We start from the raw sequence: 19,674 nt of genomic DNA on the forward strand, positions 1-19,674 counted from the left end.
GGTGCCGATGATGGTCCGCTGGCTGCGCACCCACGGAGAGAATCATGGATCCTGACCTCGCGATCCGCCCGATCGGCCCCGGCGACCGGGACGCTTGGCTGCCGCTCTGGCGGGGATACCAGTCCTTCTACAAGGTCGACCTGTCGGACGTTGTCACCGACACGACCTGGCAGCGCCTCAACGATCAGGCCGAGCCGGTGGACGGTGCCCTGGCGTGGCGCGGTGCCGAGGCGGTCGGCCTCGTCCACCACATCCGCCACCGCTCGGCCTGGACGATCGGCGACTACTGCTACCTCCAGGACCTGTTCGTGGCGGACGGCACCCGCGGGCTCGGGATCGGCCGCCGGCTGATCGAGCACGTCTACGCGGCCGCGCAGGCCGCCGGCTGCTCCCGCGTCCACTGGCTGACGCACGAGACCAACGCGGACGCGATGCAGCTCTACGACCGGATCGCCGACAAGTCGGGCTTCGTGCAGTACCGCAGGATCTTTTAAGCGCGGGCGCCCCACGTGCGCCGGGACACCCAAGCGTGGCGGTTTTTGGGCAATAAACCGGAACCGCCGAGCTGACGGCCAAGTTATCAGCGCAACAGGGGATCTCGGCACCTCAGCGCTGCCGAATATTAACCGTCGGACGACCCGTCATGTTCAATGCTCGCACCCGCACCACCTTCGGCCGCAAGAACATCGCCGTCTTCGCCGCGCTCGCCATCTCGTCGCTGGCCGCCACGCCCTTCGTGATGAGCGCCAGCCGTGCGCTCGCCACTTCCGAAGACCAGCCGGTGGCCGCCACCCTGCGGGTCGAGCCGGTAGAGGTCGCCCCCGTGGCGGCCGCGCCGAAGGCTGAGGGAAGCTGCCTGCGCAAGGTCCGGGTGGTCTACAGCGGCTACGGCCAGTCGGCGGACGGGTGCGCGGCCCACTGACGCCAGCGCCCCGACTCAGCCGTGGGCCGGTGCGGTCCCGGCCAGACGCTTGAGATGGAGTTCCTCCAAGTCGATCTCCGTCTCGAGCTGCCGCAGCACCGAGCTGTGGATCCGGTTCTGCCGGTGCAGGTCGATCAGGGCCGACCGGCCTGAGCGCACGGCGAGCAGGGCGGCGGCGAAGTGCTCGGTCTTCTCGGCCTCCAGCGCCGCCCGCTCGTCGCGGTCCCGCGAGGCCGCCCGCACCCGGCGGCGGTACTCCTCCACGAGGCGCGGGTGCTTCAGCGCCCCGGTCTCGGCGAACACCAAGCCCTGTAGGGCGGCGAGCCCGGCCTCGTTCACGACGACGCGGGCCATCGGCGCGTCGAGGTGGCCCTCGGGCAGGTGCGCCGCGGGGTCGAGGCGGAGGCTGCGGATCAGCGGCCCCAGGGTCGTGCCCTGCACGAGCACGGTGAACAGGATCACCGCGAAGGCCGCGACCAGGATCGCGTCGCGGCCGGGGAAATCCACCGGCAGAGCCAGGGCGGCCGCCAGGGTCACGACCCCGCGCATGCCGGCCCACCCGACGATCAGCGGCACGGCCGGGTTCGGGGCAGGCTCCTGCGCGCGGACCCGCGGCGACAGGAGCCGCCGCAGGTAGACGGCCAGGAACACCCAGAGCAGACGGGCGACGACGCAGGTCGCCGTGACGGCGAGCGCCAGCGGCAACTCCGCCGCGAGCGCGCCCATCTGGCCGCCGGTCCGGGCGAGCACGCCGCGGAGCGCCAAGCCGATCAGCACGAAGACCAGGGCCTCCAGCACGAAGACCACGAACTCCCACACCGCCACGGAATGGCGGCGGGCATGCGCGTCGAAGGTCTCGTGCTCCCGGCCGCCCATCATCAGGCCGCAGGCGACCACGGCCAGAACGCCGGAGGCGTGGATCTCCTCGGCCGCGAGGTAGGCGACGTAGGCGGCGAGGAAGCTCAGCACCGTGATGGCGTTCGCGTCGTGCATCCGGCGCATCACCAGGGTCACCGCCACCCCGCACGCGATCCCGACCGCGACACCCGCCACCGCGAGCCACGCGAAGCTGCCGGCCGCCGCCCAGGCGCTGAAGGTGCCGGTGAGCGCCGCCGCGACCGCGAAGCGGTAGAGAACGAGGCCCGAGGCGTCGTTCACGAGGCTCTCGCCCTCCAGGACCGTGATCATCCGGCGGGGCAGGGCGACGCGGGCCAGCACCGCCTTGGCGGCGACCGCATCCGGCGGCGAGACGATGGCGCCGAGGGCGAAGCAGGCGGCCCAGGACAGGGACGGCACCACCGCGTGGGCGACGAGCCCGACCACGAGGGTCGTGAACAGGACCGCGCCGAGGGACAGGGACAGGATCGGGCCGAGGCTCGCCCGGAAGTCGCGCCAGACAGTGAAGTAGGCGGATTCGAGCAGGAGCGGCGGCAGGAACAGGACCATGATCAGGTCCGGATCGAGATCGAAGGCCGGCAGGCCCGGTACCACCGCCAGCGCCATGCCGCCGACGACGAGGGCGGCGGCCGGCGGGAAACCGAGGCGCCCGGCCGCCAGCGACAGCAGCAGGGCCGCGCCGAGGAGACCGAGGATCAGCTCGAACAGGGCGACGGATGTCATCGTTGGATCGGGCCCGGCGCCGGAGGCCCGGCAAGCGCGGCCGTTCTAGGACGTTTCCCGGTCGGATGAATACCGCGTCGGCCGTGGGTCCGCCGAAGGTCGGGGTGCGGTCAGCGACCTACAGCGCCCCTTCCCGCACAGCACCCGGGTCGGCCAGCGCGTGCAGGGTGCGCGCGGCGCTGTGGGCGAACCGCAGCGTCACGGCCTTGCGGCGGGCGCCGCTCAGCGGGTGCTCGGGCGGCTCGCGCAGGATCCCGGCCCCGTAGGCGTCGGCGACGATCAGGCCGCACTCTTCCGGGATCAGCGACTCGGGCACGTCCTCGGGGATGGCGAAGAAGAACCGGTCGCAGAAGTCGCGGTAATCCGGCCATTTCCGGTCGGCGCGGAAATCGGCCACGCTCGACTTGATCTCCACGATGGTGAGCTTGCCGGCGCCGCAGAGCGCGATCACGTCGGCGCGGCGGCCGTTGACGAGGGAGAATTCCGGCAGGGTGACGCAGCCCATCTCGGAGAACAGCCGGCGCACGCCGCGCTGGATGCGCAGGGCCGTGGGCGATTGCCGCCGGTCGGGCGGCAGCAGCGCCTCGACGGCCGGGGGCGCGGAATCGGGAAGGCCGAGGGAAGCGGACATCGAGCTCGGGGGATGCGTCTGCGGGTGCGTCTGCGGGTGCGTCTGTACCGAATCGGGACATCCTGCCAAGTCGCGCCCGGTCCGTCACCTGCGGCGCGGCATCGCCCCACGCAACTCTTTAACGCGATTACCCGAGGCAGGCCCGGATCGCGTCGAACCCGTCGGTGAGGGCGGCCGGGCCGGGCTGCAGGATCAGCGGCGACTTGATCTCGTGGATGCGCCCGTCGCGCACCGCCGGGATCGCCGCCCAGCCGGGCCGGGACCGGATGCGCTCGGCGTTGACCCGCTTGCCGCACCACGAGGCGAGGATCACGTCGGGCGCGGCCGCGATCACCTGCTCGGCGGTGACGATCCGATCCTTCGCGGCCGGCTGGCGGCTCAGCTCCAGGAAGACGTCCCGCCCGCCCGCGAGGCCGATCAGGTCCGAGACCCAGCCGATGCCGGAGATCATCGGCGCGTCCCACTCCTCGAAGTAGACGCGCGGGGGCGGCCGCTCCCGCACCTCCGCGGCGGCCGCGGCCAGCCGCGTCTCAAGGCCCGCCGCCAGGGTCTCGGCCCGCTCCGGCAGGCCCACGAGGGCGCCGAGCGTGCGCACCATCGCAAGGCAGCCCGCCACGTCGCGCTGGTTGAACAGGTGGACCGCCACGCCCGCGCGGGCGAGGTCGGCGACGATGCCGGCCTGGAGGTCCGAGAAGGCCAGGACGAGGTCCGGCGCCAGCGCCAGGATCTTCGGAATGTCCGCACTGGTGAAGGCGGAGACGCGCGGCTTCTCCCGGCGGACCCGGGGCGGGCGCACCGCGTAGCCCGAGACGCCGACGATCCTGTCCTCCGCGCCCAGGAGGTACAGGGTCTCGACCGTCTCCTCGGTGAGGCAGACGATCCGCTCGGGCGGGAAGCGGCGCATCAGCGATCGGGCCGCATCACCGGTCGAGCCACGTGAGCAGCCCGGCCCCGGGGGCCAGAAGGACGAAGGCCCAGACCAGCGCGGAGGCGACGTTGGCCAGCTGGAATGGCAGCCGCGCCAGGCCGAGGATCCCGGCGAAGAGCGGGACCAGGGCACGGGCTGGCCCGAAGAAGCGCCCCAGTGCCACCGCGGCGATGCCCCACCGGCCGATGAAGGCCTCGGCCTTGGCCATGAGCTCGGGATAGCGCCGCAGCGGCCACTTGGTCTTCGCCCCCGGCCCGAGCCAGCGCCCGGCCTCGTACGAGAACCAGTCGCCGAGGGCGGCCCCGAGCGCCGCGGCGATCACCACCGGCCAGAACGGGAGGTCGGCGCCGCCGACGAGGGCCCCGATGCCGACCAGAATCACGGTCGCTGGGACGAACAGCGACAGGATCGCGATCGATTCGCAGAAGGCGAGGCCACCCGCGATGACCGGCGTCCAGGCCTTGTGCGCCTCCACGAAGGCGAGGGTCGAGGTGCGCAGGGCTTCGATGTCCATGGGGCTCCGAACGGGGCTGTAGGGATAGGGGGAGGGTCGGTCCCATCTGAGGCGCGCGGGGGAGGGCGGCAAGGGACAGGGATGCGGCCGGCGCGGGAACCGGCTAACCGTAGCGGGACAACGAGCGAGTCCCGCGTTGAACGTCCTGTCGATCCAGTCCCACGTCGCCTACGGCCATGTCGGCAACGCCTCGGCGGTGTTCCCGATGCAGCGGCTCGGGGTCGAGGTCTGGCCGGTCCACACGGTGCAGTTCTCCAACCACACGGGCTACGGCGCGTGGCGCGGCCCCGTCTTCGACGCGGCGATGATCCGCGAGGTGGTGCGCGGCATCGGCGAGCGCGGGGTCCTGGGCGGCTGCGACGCGATCCTGTCGGGCTACATGGGCTCGGCCGAGATCGGCGCAGCGATCCTGGAGGCGGTGGACGCCGTGCGCGCGGCGAACCCACGGGCGCTCTACTGCTGCGACCCGGTGATCGGCGACGTCGAGGAGGGCGTCTACGTTCGGCCCGGCATCGAGGCGTTCCTGCGCGAGCGCGCGGTCCCGGCCGCCGACATCCTCACCCCCAACCAGTTCGAGCTCGGCCTGCTCACCGGCCTGCCGAGCGGCACCCTGGCGGAGGCCAGTGCCGCGATTGCGGCGCTCCAGACGCGCGGGCCGCGGGTGGTCCTGGTCACCTCGGCGCTCTGCGCCGACACGCCCGCCGACAGCATCGACCTGCTCGCGGGCGCGGAGGGGCGGGTGTTCCGGGTCCGGACGCCGCGGCTCGCCATCGCGGTGAACGGGGCCGGCGACTGCATCGCGGCGCTGTTCCTTGTGCATTACGCCCGGACCGGCTCGGCCGAGGCGGCGCTGGGCGCCGCGGCGGCCTCGATCTACGGGCTGCTCAAGCGCACCGCCGAGGCGGGGTCGCGGGAGATCCTAACGGTCGCCGCGCAGGAGGAGTACGTGAACCCGAGCGCGCGGTTTCCGGTCGAGGCGGTCTGAGGCGCCCCTGGCAAACCGCTCTGTCCAAGTCCGCAGAGAGCAGCAAGGATCGACACGATGGCGCGCCGCTTCGTCACCCTCGACGTGTTCACCGAGCGGAGGCTCGCCGGCAATCCCCTCGCCGTGGTGCTCGACGCGGGGGGCCTCGACACCGCCGCCATGCAGGCCATCGCGCGGGAGTTCAACCTGTCGGAGACGGTCTTCGTCCTCCCGCCCACGGAGGCCCGGCACCGGGCGTCGCTGCGCATCTTCACCCCCGCCCGGGAGCTTCCCTTCGCCGGCCACCCGACAGTGGGCACCGCCGTGCTCCTGGCGCTGCAGGACCCGACACGGGGCGATGCCCGGGCCTTCGGCCTGGAGGAGGGGATCGGCATCGTCCCCTGCGTGGTCGAGACCCTGGCGGACGGGACCGGCGGCCGAGCCCGGTTCCGCCTCCCGGTCCTGCCGGACTACCTCGGTCCCGGGCCGGAGCCCGCGGTGCTGGCACCGCTGCTGGGCCTCGAGCCCGGGGACATCGGCACCGGCCGGCACGCGCCGAGCCGCCACGGCGTGGGGCCGACCTTCACCTGCGTGCCGGTCGCGTCGGTCGCCGCCCTCGACGCCGCCCGGACGGCCCAGGCACCCGATCCCGCCGACGGGCTCTACCTCTACACCCCGGATCCCGAGGGCACCGGCCAGCGCTGGCGCGTCCGCATGTTCGCGCCGAATGTCGGCGTCCCGGAGGATCCCGCCACCGGCTCGGCGGCCTCCGCCTTCGCGGGGGTGCTGATGCAGTTCGAGGCGCTGGGCGACGGCACCCACGACGTGGCGATCCGCCAGGGCGAGGCGATGGGGCGGCCGAGCGACATCGCGCTCCAGCTCACGATCGCGGCCGGCGCCCTGCAGGGCGTCGAGATCGGCGGCGCCGCCGTGATCCTGTCGGACGGCACTCTGCATGTCTGACGGCCACTCTGACGGCGTCTCCGACGGTTTCCGGATCACCCGCGTCGCGGACGTGGCGGGGCGGTTCGTGGAGTACGACTGGGCCTTTCCTCAGGCCCACGCGGCCGCCATCGCGACCCACTGGCAGGCCCGGCTGCAGCGCAGCCCTGGCATGTTCGACGGCACCGTCCTGCTGTGCTGCGACCACACCGTCGCCGACGGGGTCGCCCGCCTCGACCTGTTCGCGACGCGCTACGCGACCTTCACCTACTACCGGGACAAGCCCCACGCAGAGGCCCGCATCGCCAACGCCTTCGCGGCGATCGTACCCTGGACGGCGGACGGCGCCGTCCTGCTCGGCGAGATGGGCGCCCACACGGCCAATGCGGGCCAGCTCTACTTCCCCTGCGGCACCCCGGATCCGGACGACGTGCGCGGCGCGCGGGTCGATCTCACCGGCAGCGCCGCCCGGGAACTCGCCGAGGAGACCGGCCTCCTGCTGCCCGCCGGGGCCGAGACGGACTGGGTGCTGCTGGAGGGGGAGGGCCAGCTCGCCTTCCTGCGGCCGGTGCGCTTCCCCGAGCCGGCGGCGCGGCTCGTGGCCCGGATCGCCGACCATCTCGGCGCCGAGGCCGAGCCGGAACTCGCCGGGATGCACGTGGTGCGGGGCCGCGACGACATCGACTCCGCGCGGATGCCGGGCTTCGTGCGGGCCTACCTGGCGGACGCGTTCCCGCCCGCCCGCTGACCGGCGCGGCGAGCGGGGAAAGACGTTCGTCTCCCGGCGCGCGTCGATCGGATGTCATCTCGCGCGCAGAGCGCAGACAATACAGATTTTCGTTTCATTGACCGCCCTCGCGGCAAGCATAAACTCGGCCGTCCAAAGAACAGCCCGGCACAGCGCGGGCATCGGATCGCGGCAGGCACCATGCACATCGGATCTCACGCGCGCCCCGGCAGCCGCCGGCTCGCCGGGGCGCTGCTCGGCGCCGCGCTGACGCTGGCCACGACGACGCTGGCCGCGGTGGCGGCCCGCGCGGAGGCGGTGGTCCTGCGGGTCGGCGACCAGAAGGGCGGGAACCGGTCGCTCCTCGAGATCGCCGGCTACGCGAGGGATCTGCCCTACCGGATCGCGTGGTCGGAATTCCCCGCCGCCGCGCCGATCCTGGAGGCGCTCAACGCCGGCGCCCTCGATGTCGGCTACACCGGCGACCTCTCCTTCCTCACCGTCGTCGCGGCCGGGGCACCGATCAAGGCGATCGGCGGCACCAAGTCGGATCCGCGGACGCAGGCGATCCTGGTCCGCGCGGATTCTCCGATCCGTTCGGCCGCAGATCTGAAGGTGAAGCGGCTCGCCGGCACCCGCGGCGGCTGGGGCCAGTTCCTGATCAGCGCGACGCTGGAGAAAGCTGGGATCGCACCGTCCGAGGCCACCTTCGCGCCGCTCAACCCGGTCGACGCCAAGGTCGCGCTGATGGCCGGCTCGGTGGATGCCTGGGCGGTCTGGGAGCCCTACGTCGCGTTCGCGACGCTCAAGGACAAGGCACGGCCGATCGCGGACGGCGCGGGCCTCACGCCGACCATCACCTTCATCGTCGCCTCGGACAGCGCCATCGCCACCAAGCGGGCGGCGCTGCAGGACTTCCTGAGCCGCCTGAACCGGGCGCGGCTCTGGTCGCTGGACCATCTGGACGCCTACGCCCGGAACACGGCCGCGCTGACCAAGATGCCGGAGGACGTCCTGCGCGCGGCCTACACGGCGCAGCGGACGCGCCCGATCCGCTCGACGAGGGCGTCGTGAAGGAGATCCAGGACGCCTCGGACCGGGCGACGCGGTACGGCATCCTGTCGAAGACGCTCGACGTCGGCCGGGCCGTGGACCGGAGCTTCACGGAATCGGCCTCGAACTGAGCGGGGCACGGTCGTCACGCCCCGCGATTTTTGCGGCACTGCGGGAGCTTCGCTGTTTCCGGCACGTTCACCAGGGGCTCCCCGCAGCGGCACGTGGCCGTGCGGGTCGCGTTCCGGAGTGTCCATGTCCGATTCCCGTCGTCCCGCATCGCAGGCCCGCGCGACCCGCTCGCGCATTCAGGAAGGCCGCCCCTATCCCCTCGGCGCCACCTGGGACGGGCTCGGGGTCAATTTCGCGCTGTTCTCGGCCCACGCCACCAAGGTCGAGCTCTGCCTGTTCGACGACCAGGGCGAGCAGGAGATCGAGCGGATCGAGCTGCCCGAGTACACGGACGAGATCTGGCACGGCTACCTGCCCGACGCGCGCCCCGGCACGATCTACGGCTACCGTGTCCACGGCCCCTACGAGCCGAAGGCCGGTCACCGCTTCAACCCCAACAAGCTGCTGATCGACCCCTACGCGAAGGGGCTGGTCGGCTCGATCACCTGGAACCCGGCGCTGTTCGGCTACCAGATGGAGACGGGCGACGACCTGACCTTCGACGAGCGCGACAGCGCTCCCTACACACGCCGCTCTCGCGTCATCGACCCGGCCTTCACCTGGGGACGGCACCAGAAGCCGCTGGTTCCGTGGGAGAAGACGATCATCTACGAGACCCACGTCAAGGGCATGACCAAGCTCGACCCGCGGGTGCCGGAGAAGCTGCGCGGCACCTATGCCGGCCTCGGCACCCGGGACGTGCTCGACTACATCAAGAGCCTCGGCGTCACCTCGGTGGAGCTGCTGCCGGTCCACGCCTTCGTGCAGGACGACTACCTGCAGCAGAAGGACCTGGTGAATTACTGGGGCTACAACACGATCTCGTTCTTCACGCCCGCACGGCGCTACGCCGCCGTGCCGGATTTCGCCTTCTCCGAGTTCAAGGAGATGGTCTCGCGCTTCCACGGCGCCGGCCTCGAGGTGATCCTCGACGTGGTCTACAACCACACGGCCGAGGGCAACGAGAAGGGTCCGACCCTGTCGTTCAAGGGCGTCGACAACGCCTCCTACTACCGGCTGCTGCCGAACGATCCGCGCTACTACATCAACGACACCGGCACCGGGAACACCTTCAACCTGTCGCATCCGCGGGTGCTGCAGCTCGTCACCGACTCCCTGCGCTACTGGGCGCAGGAGATGCAGGTGGACGGGTTCCGCTTCGACCTCGCCACGATCCTGGGCCGCGAGCCCTACGGCTTCGACGAGGGCGGCGGCTTCCTCGACACCTGCCGGCAGGACCCGGTGCTGAACAACGTCAAGCTGATCGCCGAGCCGTGGGATTGCGGCCCGGGCGGCTACCAGGTCGGCGGCTTCCCGCCGGGCTGGGCCGAGTGGAACGACCGGTTCCGCGACGACGTCCGCGCCTACTGGAAGGGCGACGGCGGGCTGCTGCCGGACTTGGCGGCGCGCGTCTCGGGCTCGGCCGACAAGTTCAACAAGCGCGGGCGCAAGCCCTGGGCCTCGGTGAACTTCCTCACCGCCCATGACGGCTTCACCCTGCACGACACGGTCTCGTACAACGACAAGCACAACGAGGCGAACGGCGAGGGCAACCGCGACGGTCACTCGCACAACCTCTCGTACAATTACGGGGTGGAGGGCCCGACGGACGATCCCGAGATCCGTGCGGTGCGCCTGCGCCAGATGCGCAACATGCTGGCGACCCTGTTCCTGTCCCGCGGCACGCCGATGCTGCTCGCCGGCGACGAGTTTGCCCGGACCCAAAAGGGCAACAACAACGCCTACTGCCAGGACAACGAGGTCTCGTGGCTCGACTGGGGGGCGATCGGCGACGAGGAGCGGGATCTCGCCGAGTTCACCCAGCGCCTGATCATCCTGCGCAACGCCTTGCCAATCCTGAGCCGCGGGCGGTTCCTCACAGGCCAGTACGACGAGGAGTTCGGCGTCAAGGACGTGACGTGGCTGCGGCCGGACGGGAGCGAGATGGCGGGCGAGAACTGGTCGGACGGCGAGGCCCGGGCCTTCGCGGTCCAGCTCGACGGGCGCGCCCAGGCCACCGGCTTGCACCGCCGCGGTGGCGACGCGACGCTGCTGATCATGTTCAACGCCTACCACGACCTCGTGACATTCACGCTGCCGGAATCGGTCGGCGGCGTCGCCTGGACGCGGCTCCTCGACACCAACCTGCCCGACAGCCAGGACGTGGAGAGCTTCAAGTTCGGCTCCGGCTACGACGTGACCGGGCGCTCGCTTCTGATGTTCGTGCTGAAGCCCGAGGATAGCCCGGGGGTCGAGGACAACGCCATGGAGCGCTCCTACCAGCACGTGATGCAGGCCTTCGAGCGGGCGAACGTGGAGCATGTCCGCTTCCACCTCGACGACGCCGAGGGGTGAGGGATGCGGCCGGGCGGTTTTCGCGCCGCCCGGCCGACTGCGCCTTGCGCCGGACGGCGCACCCGGCTAACAGCACGGCACCGCGCGGCCCTGGCCGCGCCCGGCGCGCCGCTGGCGCAGCCGGGCGCCTGGCTCGCGGACGGAGGGGTGGCCGAGTGGTTGAAGGCGCACGCCTGGAAAGTGTGTATACCGGAAACGGTATCGCGGGTTCGAATCCCGCTCCCTCCGCCATTTAGCCGGAAAAATCCGTTGCTGCTCAGCGCATCAACGGTTCTCATCCTCAGCCAATCTACGACAGTATCCACAATCCTCGCGCACCGGATGCGCGAGCGGCTTCCTTGAACGAGAGAACGAGCCCCAGGACGCGTGGTTGGCCGAGCAAAGGCGCGATCCAAGCTCCTTTTGCCAGGGACCTCTACGTGCGAGCTCTCCGACCCTGAGCTATGCCGCCGCCAGTCTTGCCATCGTCGGCGTGATCAACGCAGCCCTCGTTCAGGGTGTCGGTTCTGGCTCGGCTCCGGGAAGCGGCAGCGGCGCAGCCCAGATCGGAGGTAGCACGTCGCCGTCGGGCAGCAGCGGCCTCGGTAGGAGCGCGGGCGGCAATGGCGTCGCAGGTGGTGCGGCTCCGTCCGGTGGCATCGGTGCGCTGTACGGCGGTAGCGGGCCGCCAAAGCCCTCGGATCCAACGCCTCCGTCAGGTGCTATTGCACCAAATGAAACGGGTGCAGGCCCAGGGGACATGAGTAACCCTCAGGGAGGTGTATCGAGAGCTGGGAGCGCGCCTGCTCAATCCGCTGAGCAGAGCAACACGAGGCATCCAGTCGGCTCTGCGTTCGGGGCCCCACACTGATTCCCAGGCGGGGGGCATCACCCGGCAAAGCTCGCCGGTTAATGCCGAGCTTGTCGGTGGCATAAGTCCCCACTGACCTTCCACGCCTGCTTTGCAACATCTCCGACCGTAGCGGGCAGGTGTAGATGTCTGAATTTCACATCGGCTTCTCGCATAGGTGAGAGACCGTTTGATCCGAGCCGCGATAGCGTTGGCGGGTCGGCTTCACCTCCCGACCTCCACGCTCGCCCATTGCGCTCCTCCAGATAAGCGGGGCGGGCGTGGATGCTGAAGTCCCGCACCCCTATTCGATCACCGTCGAGCCCTTGAAGAAGTTGGAAGGGCACTCCGGCTGGGCGCTGCGCCGGAACGGCACGCTGATCGAACGGTCGGACCGGGGATTAACCACCGAGGACAAGGCCTGCGAGAACGCCACGAAGGCCATTGAGATCGACATGAAGCCGAAGGCCGGATTTCGCTGATCTACCCATCGCCCGGCTCCGGCTGGCTCGGCATGTGAAGCTGCAGGCGACAGCCAACCTTGCGCGCCCGGCCAGTCAGCAGGCCGCGCTGTGCCCGAGGCTTGGCCGCCACGGGCTCGATCCCGAGCTCGCGGGCGGCCAGCTTCGCCGGCAGCCACTCGGGGCGCACAGGCTCAGCTAGCGGCGGCATGGTCACGGCCGTGGCAGCGAGCATTTGCCGCTCGGCACTGATCGCCTCATCGAACGCGACCCGCATGTTCTCCAGCCTCTCAAGGACATCGAGCTGCTCGGCTCTCTGCTGAGTGCGCGCCTTGGTCCGCGCCTTACAGCCGCGTACCCAAGATCTGTGTCGCGAACACTGATCAGTTGCGTCATCCTCTGTCTATTCAGGCACCTCAGATGCCGTAATTTTATAGAATGATCGCAGGGCATTTTGATTTTTATTGTCGATTGCACTACCAATTGTCAGATATATTTGCTAGCCGCAGAAGACGAAGCTGATATTTTCACGAAATAGACATATAGCCGAACTCGAAATTTCGATCATGACCACGCTATAGCTATCAAGCTGCTCGGAGATCGACTGGGCCGCAAATTTTCTGATGGGCAGTAAACTCACCGAAGGTTGCGGTTAGGTATCACCTACGGCCACGCTGAGGATCGCGCTCAAGCCCTCGACACGATGTCGGCCGTCATCGCGACGGCCCGGCGGACCGACGCTACTGTGGAGGAAGCGGTTGAACCGGGTGCGGCGAGCGCGGGCATCCAAGGGGCAAGGTGGCCCATCACCCTGACCGTGCGAGTGATCCGGACGCAGCCGCAGGACCTCAAAGCCGCAAGCGTGCTTCGCCCGATGCTGCAGGAAGCCTTTGCGCCGCATAGCCGACCCGAACGCCTTCACAGTGCCGGGCGTTCGCCTTCCGCCTTCGCTTAGGCCGATCACGATTTGAACGAATCCGTGGTCCGGCCCCAGAGGTTGGTATCGCCCTGGCGTCCACCGCACTTCTCGGCGAGCCACTGGGCCACCAGGTCCTGCTCGGCGAAACACGCGTCGGTAGCCTCCATCACGCGTGCAGGCCCCAAGGGCCGTTCTGGGGCCAATCCAGGCACCCCTCCGGGTACCAACCGGGAGATCTCCGGCCGCTCGGCACGCAGCTTCTCCTACAACAGTGGATCTGGCACCGTGGGCCCGCGGGTGAATGGGATGATGTTGAACCGGCGGCGCGCCGCATCGTCGATGTACACCCGACCTAGAGCTGTTCCCGGTCAGGTGGCGACGGCCAAGTCGTTCTCGTAGCCGGCTGCGGCGAGGTAGTTGCGGCACTCCTGCGGCGTGAAACGCGTGAAGGCCTGACGGATCGCCGCCCAGAGATCCGGGATCGTGCGAGCGGCCGCGCTGCGCAACAGCGCCTTCAGCTTTGCGAAGGCCTGTTCAATCGGGTTGAAATCAGGACTGTAGGACGGAAGGTAGAGCAGCCGCGCTCCTGCCGCCTCGATCGCATCCTGCACGCCCGCGACCTTGTGGGCTGGCAGATTGTCCATGAGGACGATGTCGCCAGGCTGCAGCACCGGGACCAAGGTGTCGGTGACGTAGCTGCAAAAGCGCCTGCCGTTCGTGGGACCGTCCAACAGCGCGGTCGCGCACAGCCCGCTCGTGCGCAGGGCGGCGGTGATGGTCGTGGTTTTGTAATGACCCAGTGGGGCTGCGAGCCGGCAGCGCTCGCCGCGTGGGGCCCAGCCGTAGCGCCGCGCCAGGTTGGTGGCAGCCGCCGTCTCGTCCAGGAACACCAGCCGGTCCGGATCGAGCTCGGGCTGCGCCTCAAACCACGCCTCGCGCGCCGCTCTTACGTCGTCACGCTCCTGCTCAGCTGCGAACGTCGCCCCCTTTTCCAGGTGATCGCGTGTCGCTGGAAGAAGCGCGACAGGCCGCTCGTGCTGGTCTGGACGCCCTGCTCAGCCAAGCGGTCGCGCAGCTCGCGCAGGAAGAGACGTGGCTCCTGCTTGCAGGTCGCCAGGATCAGCGCGGCATGCGCCTCGATGCGCTGCGAGGTGTGATCGCCGCCCATCGGCTTGGGCGCGACATGGCCCTCCTGGTGCGAGCGCTGTGACCAGCGGCTGGCGCTCGACACGCTGACCCCAAAGCGAGCTGCCGCTCGGTGGCACGAGGCCCCTGCCGCCACGGCAGCCACGACACGCTCGCGTAAGTCGACCGACAGAGGTGAAGGCATGGGCATGCTCCTTCACCCGTCAACGCGCCACCCGCTAACCCGTCGCAAGCCGCGCGGGACCGGCTCTAGCTCCACACTGCCCGGGCGCCCGATTTTGGCGGCACTACACCCAAAGCGAATGCGGAGCACGCCTCAGGTTGGGAACCCTTCAACGGCGGAAGTCGAGTACCCTGTGATTACTGTGGATGCGTGTGGATGACGCCGAAATCCGCAAGCGAGTGGGGCACTTACGCGGATCCGAGCCGCCGCCCCGCATTCTGATTACTCAGCCTTCGTAGCAAACAGCATGTTGCCACACGCCAGCTCTGAGAAGGCATCTTCGGGAAGCGCATTGAGGAACTTCCACCAAAGCGGATCCTGTTGCGACATAGACACTAGATCGCTCACGCGCATCTGAGCGAACTCATGTCGTAGTTCAGGATCGGCAAGGTGATGGGCGAACCGGCCCAAGATCCACTGAACGGTGTAGGCAGCTGTCTGATGGGCGCCTGTGAAGGCCATATCCACGTTGAAGCCAACATCCTGGAATATCGCGGTGAGTCCTTCACGCGTAGCGTTGAAAAAATGCGAGGGATAGCCGTGAACTGGCTGAAGAAATGGCCAATCAATAAATACCTGTCCGCCCGGCTTGAGCATTCTCCACATCTCTTGCACAACGAGCCAAGGTTGGCGCGTGTGCTCCAGAACCGCAAAGCACCCGATGCCGCGTAGGGAACCATCCTTGATGGGATAGCGGCAGTTCGGCTCGACGATCAGGTCCGCCGACACGGAGGGATAAACCTCCACATACAGGCAGTTATCGAACTTGTGAGCACGCCTACCACAACCAAGATCCATGAACAGTTCGCCAGGAAGAGCCTGGACTAAATTATCAAATGTTTCGACTGAATGATTAGCGCTTTCCGACTGATATTCTTCGAGATTGAAGTACTTATCGGTCGCAAATAAGGGGAATTGACCCTCAGTGTCGTCGCCATAAGGCGACATTAGAACGTCACGAAATCGATTATACTTCTCACGTCCGCCGATCGACATAACGAAAGACACCCATCTGACAGCGCCGCACCGGCACCGGTATATGTCTACGCCCTATCCCCCAAAGTTGTCCTGTGTCAAATTTATCGACTTTGGGTTGACACGCGAGCCAACTTCGCGCTAAGTTGAAGCACAAATTCGTGGGAATATGTCACACTTAAATAGACGCGAAGAGCTTCCTTGCTCCGACCTGAGTCTAACGCCAGGATCCGGAAGCAATCTGCTAGCTTTGACCGGTGGCGCAGAGCATTTGGAAGTGGTGGCTCTCGCATCGTCGCGGCGTTCGCTTATTTGCGGTCAGCCGCCTTTTGCCACGAACTCACGGGCCGGCGTCCCCGCCCTGACCGAGCTTCTTCCGGTATCTGGAGAACCGATCCTACAAGCTTCGGGTTCGCTCGACGCTGGTCGCCCGGATGTTTGATCGCCTGATTTCACCAGCGTGTCAGCCGAGCCGACAGGCAACGTGGATCGGATGTCGGTTGGTCGGCATGCGACTACTGAACCGTATTAAGTCGGTGAATGCGAAGCTTAATATCACCGGCGCATGTAACCGACACCATGTAGCATTCCGATGCTCACCATGGCTCTCGCGCTATTGGCGGCTTTGATTGCCGGGACGATGTGCCTCGGGATGGTCTGCATACTCGTGCCGCTTCAGCGACCGCAGCAAGAGATTGATCTGGAACCTCTCAACGAAGACAAGTTCTTTGACATCGGCAGTTCCATCATCGATCTGCAGGCAGCGCGTTAGGGACGCCTCCTGCGGACACGCCGTCGGCCGGCCTCAAGGGCATCAAATAAGGCCGCGGCGAACCCCGCGAGCTGAAGATTGATGATCGGGAACCTATCCCTCGGGAAAACTGATCTACATGAATCAACATTAGGATAGTGCCTCCACTGCGGCGAGACTGAATGTAATGAGGCTCGCTGATGGAATAGCAGGGACCCGGATGCTGCGGCATCATCTGTTGGGGCCTGCAAGAATGAAAACGCGGCGGTCTGAGCCGGGCGGTTTAAGGTGGTCTCGTTCACGGATGCAGACGGTGGCGGGTGGTGGCCTGATCCAGCCGGCACCTGAAACAACGCAAGGCGCCTCGGACAACGCCAGGGTGCCCAGGGCAATATTCGGGCCTGAAGTCGCTGGTGCAGCGGCCGCTCGGTCTCACCCCGATCTGTTCACGGGGGAGCGCCTGATTCCACCATCCTATAGGGCGAGCCGATACGCGATACAGCTCACCGGCAGGATGGCTGGTGGGGATCGCCGAGTTGAGCGGCAGCGACCTATGCCCGTCTCAGACAGGGAGTTCAATCGCTGAAGTGCCTACATCAGCGATCCAAGTTGCAGGGGCTCATGGAACCGTCAGTCCCGCGCTGTTTTGCTAATGAGCACGCAGGGAGATCTCCCATGGTCGACATCCGCATGTCCCAGGACAATGACGGGCGTTGGACGGTCTACGCGCCAGGGCTCGTGGTCACCGATCTCACTCGCGAGGAAGCCGAAGCGTTCGCGGCCATTTATCGGCGCGTCACCAAATCTTGATCGAATATATCTGGTCCGGCGAACCGGGCTTGGCGTAAAATCAATGACCGGATTTAGGAAAGCACCATCAGCGCACGAATGCCGCCGGCCGGATCCTCGTAGCGACGTGCCCGGCCGATTATCGCTTCATTGGTATCGGCAATGTATCGTCCGGTCTGAATGGTGCTTTCCGACTCCTCATGGAAGTCAATGTTGGTAACCTTCAGCATGCTGCAGACCCTTGGTTTGCGTGTCACTGAAAAAGGTGGGTCGGCCAATTGGTCATCCCAACAGCCGAGCCTGTGCACATGAAAAAGCCCCGTGTGGCGGTGCCGATGGCGCTGAGGTGTTGTCTGGTTGAACGTTGGCTGAGAGATCGAACGCCGCGCGAGAAGCTTGGCGGCTCCAGGCGCTGGAACGACGAAAGGTGGCCGACCGAAGTCAGGGCGCCACGATGATCTCCCGGCGCTCGTCGCGACGCCTAGCAAAGTTCAGCACCGCGCAGGCTGGCGAGCATCCCGCTCCAGCTCGTCGATCCAGCTCTGCATACTCTGGACCGTGTCGCGCGGCGTGTTGAGGTCGTAAAGCCGCTGCCGGTTATGGTCGGCCCGCCGCTACAAATCCGCATCCCGGGCAGGCTGAGCCGCTCACATCTGCTCGTGCTCTCCGCGCGGGACCATCTCCTTCGAGATGGACGCGAGATCGCGCTCCAGCCATTCCACACGCGCATCGGTCAGCCGCTGAAGATCAGCCCGGAGCTGCGAGACGACGGCAGCCGGGCGTCGAGGCCCTGGCGTGGCACGTAGACCATGGCGTGCGCCTCCACCTTGGCGAACGCGCACTCCAAGCGGCCGTCTTTCAAGTTGACCCACGTGGGGAACATGCCCGAGACCGTGCGGCCTGTGAGCATGATGTTCACCGGCACCCGATTGATCAAGCTGCGCGTTTTCAGCTCGACCGGATGTCCTGCGTCGCCGAGCGGATATCGGAGATGGTGGACTTGAGGATCCCAAGACGCGTTTCGGTGTCGGGCCCTGAGCGGAAGCGGGGGCTTACGGATTGGTCACGAGCTTGGCCCCCAAGGTCGGAGGCGCCCCGGGATTTTGATCGCGCTTGCTATTCCCTCAGCGGGGGAGGGGGGACGGATCAGGACTTCGTCCCGCTTGGCATCGTGCCGGCAACGCCCTGCGTCCGCTCGACGGTGCGCTGGACGCCCAGGTCGAGCATGCCGGTGGGCAGGACCATGAGCTGGCCCACCTTGAACAGGGGCGCAGCCAGCAGAGCTGCCCTGATCGCCGCACCGATGATCCCTGTCCACCGGGTCAGAATCGGGCCGAGTATGAAGGCGTACGCGAGGCCGTCGACGCAGACCTAGCCGGCCGTCGAACACCACCAGGCGCTGTAGCGGTCGTTCCCCTGCGCCTCTGAGAGGTTCACCGTCCTCTGCGCGTTGGCGATCTTCATCGCCGCGTTCGTGGCGGTCGTGTCGCGCGGTGAGCGGCTCCCAAGGCCGAGTAGCGGCTGCCATCGCCGCCGGATCCGGGCCGAGGCGCTCCGCCAGGGTCTTCGCCGCTTCGACCGCCGGCGGCAGTCTGATCTCGATGCCCTCGCCAATCATGGCGCCCACGCCGCCGGTGGCAGCACCGCCGACCTGACGATGCTGCCGATGAAGCTTCCTAAGCCGCTCGACATGGCTTCAGCCTCCTAAAGGGTCGGCAGGGCGCAAGGAGTCGGCGATGCGCTGGAACAGACTGCGGGAGCGGCAGGACACCGGAGCCTACGAGACCGCGACGTTCGCACTCGTCAGCAACATGAGCTCCAGGCCCCTCACAGCGGCCGGGAACGAGCCGGCCATGGCGTTCACGGGTGATCGGTCGCCGCGGCGCACGTAGACCTAGAGGCTGTTACGGACCTGCGGCTGCGCCAGTTTTGGTGGAATGCAGTCCCGCCATGCCTATCCGTCCGATGTCAGCGATGAAGAATGGGCGCTGGTCGCCCCTTACCTGACCTTACTGCCTGAGACGGCCTCCCAGCGCGAGCATAGCCTGCGGGAGGTGTTCAACGGGCTGCGCTACGTGGTGCGATACGGCGTGGCTTGGCGTGCAATGCCCCACGATCTGCCGCCCTGGCACGCCGTGTACGATCAAGCCCAACGTTGGCTGAGGGCGGGCTGCTTCGAGAACCTGGTCCATGACCTGCGCGCCGTGCTGCGCATGGCGTCGGGTCGTGCCGAAGAGCCTTCGGCCGTGGTGCTCGATAGCCGGACGCTGCGCTCGACGCCCGAGAGTGGTGCCCGCGCCGCTTGGGACGGACATAAGCGCACCCGGGGTTCGAAACTGCACGCGGCCGTCGATACGCTCGGTCAGGTCCTGGCCCTGCACGTCACGCCCGCCAATGCCGACGACCGCGCCGCCGTGGCGAGGTTGGCTGATGCCGTGCAGGAGGCGACCGGCGACAGCGTGAACCTCGCCTATGTCGATCAAGGCTACACCGGCGAGCGTGCGGCGAAGGCAGCAGCCGATCACGGCATCGCTCTGGAGGTCGTGAAGCTACCCGAGGCCAAGCGCGGTTTCGTGCTGCTGCCACGCAGATGGGTTGTCGAGCGTGCCTTCGCTTGGATGGCCCGCTTCCGCCGATTGGCTCGCGACTACGAGCGCCTGCCAGCCACTTTGGCCGGATTGCACCTCGTCGCCTTCAGCGTCCTGCTCCTCCGAAGGGCCGCCGACTACGCTGCAGTTCGTAACAGCCTCTAGG

At 67.7% G+C, this 19,674-nt stretch carries 20 protein-coding genes, 1 tRNA gene and 1 pseudogene; 13 read left to right on the forward strand and 9 right to left on the reverse strand.

Features of this window, described 5'->3' with window-relative positions:
- The first annotated feature begins 44 nt into the window (after positions 1–44).
- Positions 45–494: a GNAT family N-acetyltransferase gene (locus tag BLW78_RS22925; RefSeq protein WP_091682323.1), complete on the forward strand. Its 450-nt coding sequence runs from the start codon at positions 45–47 to the stop codon at positions 492–494.
- Between the two features lie 149 nt (positions 495–643).
- The gene (locus BLW78_RS22930) at positions 644–922 is read left to right on the forward strand and encodes a hypothetical protein (protein ID WP_091682325.1); all 279 of its coding nucleotides are present in this window, start codon (positions 644–646) and stop codon (positions 920–922) included.
- A gap of 15 nt (positions 923–937) precedes the next feature.
- Here the strand turns inward: BLW78_RS22930 and BLW78_RS22935 are convergent, their stop codons facing one another.
- The 4 genes from BLW78_RS22935 to BLW78_RS22950 all read right to left on the reverse strand — a co-directional run bounded on the left by BLW78_RS22935 (position 938) and on the right by BLW78_RS22950 (position 4,615).
- On the reverse strand, positions 938–2,542 hold the full coding sequence (locus BLW78_RS22935; protein WP_091682327.1) for a Na+/H+ antiporter: 1,605 nt from the start codon (positions 2,540–2,542) through the stop codon (positions 938–940).
- Between the two features lie 118 nt (positions 2,543–2,660).
- Entirely contained in the window at positions 2,661–3,173 is a 513-nt protein-coding gene (locus BLW78_RS22940; protein ID WP_091682329.1) for an MmcB family DNA repair protein, read from the reverse strand.
- Between the two features lie 127 nt (positions 3,174–3,300).
- A complete protein-coding gene (locus BLW78_RS22945; RefSeq protein WP_091682331.1) occupies positions 3,301–4,077 on the reverse strand; it encodes a cobalamin-binding protein in 777 nt (258 codons plus the stop codon).
- Positions 4,078–4,093: 16 nt separating this feature from the next.
- Entirely contained in the window at positions 4,094–4,615 is a 522-nt protein-coding gene (locus BLW78_RS22950) for a DedA family protein (protein WP_091682333.1), read from the reverse strand.
- Positions 4,616–4,751: 136 nt separating this feature from the next.
- Between BLW78_RS22950 and pdxY the strand changes: the two genes are divergently transcribed.
- The 7 genes and pseudogenes from pdxY (at position 4,752) to BLW78_RS22985 (ending at position 12,138) form a co-directional block, all read left to right on the forward strand.
- The gene (gene pdxY, locus BLW78_RS22955; RefSeq protein WP_091682334.1) at positions 4,752–5,600 is read left to right on the forward strand and encodes a pyridoxal kinase PdxY; all 849 of its coding nucleotides are present in this window, start codon (positions 4,752–4,754) and stop codon (positions 5,598–5,600) included.
- Between the two features lie 57 nt (positions 5,601–5,657).
- Positions 5,658–6,542 carry a PhzF family phenazine biosynthesis protein gene (locus BLW78_RS22960; protein WP_091682336.1) on the forward strand — a complete coding sequence of 295 codons (885 nt, stop codon included), beginning with the start codon at positions 5,658–5,660 and terminating at the stop codon, positions 6,540–6,542.
- The gene (locus BLW78_RS22965) at positions 6,535–7,269 is read left to right on the forward strand and encodes an NUDIX hydrolase (RefSeq protein ID WP_091682337.1); all 735 of its coding nucleotides are present in this window, start codon (positions 6,535–6,537) and stop codon (positions 7,267–7,269) included. The genes BLW78_RS22960 and BLW78_RS22965 overlap by 8 nt, the downstream gene beginning before the upstream one ends.
- Before the next feature lie 180 nt (positions 7,270–7,449).
- A pseudogene (locus BLW78_RS22970) lies at positions 7,450–8,432 on the forward strand (ABC transporter substrate-binding protein).
- A 124-nt stretch (positions 8,433–8,556) separates the two neighbouring features.
- Positions 8,557–10,827, forward strand: coding sequence for a glycogen debranching protein GlgX (gene glgX, locus BLW78_RS22975; RefSeq protein ID WP_091682339.1), 2,271 nt, complete (start codon positions 8,557–8,559; stop codon positions 10,825–10,827).
- Between the two features lie 141 nt (positions 10,828–10,968).
- Positions 10,969–11,058 (forward strand) — tRNA-Ser (locus BLW78_RS22980).
- A gap of 879 nt (positions 11,059–11,937) precedes the next feature.
- The gene (locus BLW78_RS22985) at positions 11,938–12,138 is read left to right on the forward strand and encodes a hypothetical protein (RefSeq protein ID WP_091682341.1); all 201 of its coding nucleotides are present in this window, start codon (positions 11,938–11,940) and stop codon (positions 12,136–12,138) included.
- Position 12,139: 1 nt separating this feature from the next.
- Here the strand turns inward: BLW78_RS22985 and BLW78_RS22990 are convergent, their stop codons facing one another.
- The 3 genes from BLW78_RS22990 to BLW78_RS23000 all read right to left on the reverse strand — a co-directional run bounded on the left by BLW78_RS22990 (position 12,140) and on the right by BLW78_RS23000 (position 15,401).
- Positions 12,140–12,352, reverse strand: a complete 213-nt coding sequence (locus BLW78_RS22990) for a hypothetical protein (RefSeq protein ID WP_139307724.1) — start codon at positions 12,350–12,352, stop codon at positions 12,140–12,142.
- A gap of 1,052 nt (positions 12,353–13,404) precedes the next feature.
- Positions 13,405–14,366, reverse strand: a protein-coding gene (locus BLW78_RS22995) for an IS630 family transposase (protein ID WP_091682344.1) whose coding sequence is annotated in 2 segments (ribosomal slippage) — positions 13,405–14,027 and positions 14,027–14,366 — 963 coding nt in all. Because the reading frame shifts where the segments join, the coding sequence is not laid out codon by codon here.
- Positions 14,367–14,627: 261 nt separating this feature from the next.
- Complete coding sequence (locus BLW78_RS23000) at positions 14,628–15,401, reverse strand: class I SAM-dependent methyltransferase (protein ID WP_091682345.1); 774 nt, start codon at positions 15,399–15,401, stop codon at positions 14,628–14,630.
- A 580-nt stretch (positions 15,402–15,981) separates the two neighbouring features.
- On the opposite strand from BLW78_RS23000, the gene BLW78_RS23005 reads away from it, so the two are divergent.
- Together BLW78_RS23005 and BLW78_RS32085 are read left to right on the forward strand one after the other, a co-directional pair.
- A complete protein-coding gene (locus BLW78_RS23005) occupies positions 15,982–16,152 on the forward strand; it encodes a hypothetical protein (RefSeq protein WP_244527030.1) in 171 nt (56 codons plus the stop codon).
- A 654-nt stretch (positions 16,153–16,806) separates the two neighbouring features.
- Positions 16,807–16,941: a hypothetical protein gene (locus BLW78_RS32085; RefSeq protein WP_280142482.1), complete on the forward strand. Its 135-nt coding sequence runs from the start codon at positions 16,807–16,809 to the stop codon at positions 16,939–16,941.
- Positions 16,942–16,994: 53 nt separating this feature from the next.
- Here BLW78_RS32085 and BLW78_RS31485 read toward each other — a convergent pair whose 3' ends face one another.
- A complete protein-coding gene (locus BLW78_RS31485) occupies positions 16,995–17,150 on the reverse strand; it encodes a hypothetical protein (protein ID WP_170855221.1) in 156 nt (51 codons plus the stop codon).
- 503 nt (positions 17,151–17,653) lie between these two features.
- Positions 17,654–17,845, reverse strand: a complete 192-nt coding sequence (locus tag BLW78_RS23010) for a hypothetical protein (RefSeq protein WP_091682351.1) — start codon at positions 17,843–17,845, stop codon at positions 17,654–17,656.
- A 525-nt stretch (positions 17,846–18,370) separates the two neighbouring features.
- Between BLW78_RS23010 and BLW78_RS23015 the strand changes: the two genes are divergently transcribed.
- Positions 18,371–18,628 (forward strand): hypothetical protein, encoded by a 258-nt coding sequence (locus BLW78_RS23015; protein WP_091682353.1) that lies wholly within the window; start codon positions 18,371–18,373, stop codon positions 18,626–18,628.
- 229 nt (positions 18,629–18,857) lie between these two features.
- Positions 18,858–19,673, forward strand: a complete 816-nt coding sequence (locus BLW78_RS23020) for an IS5 family transposase (RefSeq protein ID WP_091682355.1) — start codon at positions 18,858–18,860, stop codon at positions 19,671–19,673.
- Position 19,674 lies beyond the last annotated feature (1 nt).

Source organism: Methylobacterium sp. 275MFSha3.1 (genome assembly GCF_900108435.1).
Classification (GTDB): Bacteria; Pseudomonadota; Alphaproteobacteria; order Rhizobiales; family Beijerinckiaceae; genus Methylobacterium.

What these genes read in the sequence shown, in the direction of transcription:
- BLW78_RS22925 (WP_091682323.1), top strand. Translation starts at nt 45, where the DNA reads ATGGATCCTGACCTCGCGATCCGCCCGATCGGCCCCGGCGACCGGGAC.
- BLW78_RS22930 (WP_091682325.1), top strand. Translation starts at nt 644, where the DNA reads ATGTTCAATGCTCGCACCCGCACCACCTTCGGCCGCAAGAACATCGCC.
- BLW78_RS22935 (WP_091682327.1), bottom strand. Translation starts at nt 2,542, where the DNA reads ATGACATCCGTCGCCCTGTTCGAGCTGATCCTCGGTCTCCTCGGCGCG.
- BLW78_RS22940 (WP_091682329.1), bottom strand. Translation starts at nt 3,173, where the DNA reads ATGTCCGCTTCCCTCGGCCTTCCCGATTCCGCGCCCCCGGCCGTCGAG.
- BLW78_RS22945 (WP_091682331.1), bottom strand. Translation starts at nt 4,077, where the DNA reads ATGCGCCGCTTCCCGCCCGAGCGGATCGTCTGCCTCACCGAGGAGACG.
- BLW78_RS22950 (WP_091682333.1), bottom strand. Translation starts at nt 4,615, where the DNA reads ATGGACATCGAAGCCCTGCGCACCTCGACCCTCGCCTTCGTGGAGGCG.
- BLW78_RS22960 (WP_091682336.1), top strand. Translation starts at nt 5,658, where the DNA reads ATGGCGCGCCGCTTCGTCACCCTCGACGTGTTCACCGAGCGGAGGCTC.
- BLW78_RS22965 (WP_091682337.1), top strand. Translation starts at nt 6,535, where the DNA reads ATGTCTGACGGCCACTCTGACGGCGTCTCCGACGGTTTCCGGATCACC.
- glgX (WP_091682339.1), top strand. Translation starts at nt 8,557, where the DNA reads ATGTCCGATTCCCGTCGTCCCGCATCGCAGGCCCGCGCGACCCGCTCG.
- BLW78_RS22990 (WP_139307724.1), bottom strand. Translation starts at nt 12,352, where the DNA reads ATGCTCGCTGCCACGGCCGTGACCATGCCGCCGCTAGCTGAGCCTGTG.
- BLW78_RS23000 (WP_091682345.1), bottom strand. Translation starts at nt 15,401, where the DNA reads ATGTCGATCGGCGGACGTGAGAAGTATAATCGATTTCGTGACGTTCTA.
- BLW78_RS23005 (WP_244527030.1), top strand. Translation starts at nt 15,982, where the DNA reads ATGGCTCTCGCGCTATTGGCGGCTTTGATTGCCGGGACGATGTGCCTC.
- BLW78_RS32085 (WP_280142482.1), top strand. Translation starts at nt 16,807, where the DNA reads ATGGTCGACATCCGCATGTCCCAGGACAATGACGGGCGTTGGACGGTC.
- BLW78_RS31485 (WP_170855221.1), bottom strand. Translation starts at nt 17,150, where the DNA reads ATGCTGAAGGTTACCAACATTGACTTCCATGAGGAGTCGGAAAGCACC.
- BLW78_RS23020 (WP_091682355.1), top strand. Translation starts at nt 18,858, where the DNA reads ATGCAGTCCCGCCATGCCTATCCGTCCGATGTCAGCGATGAAGAATGG.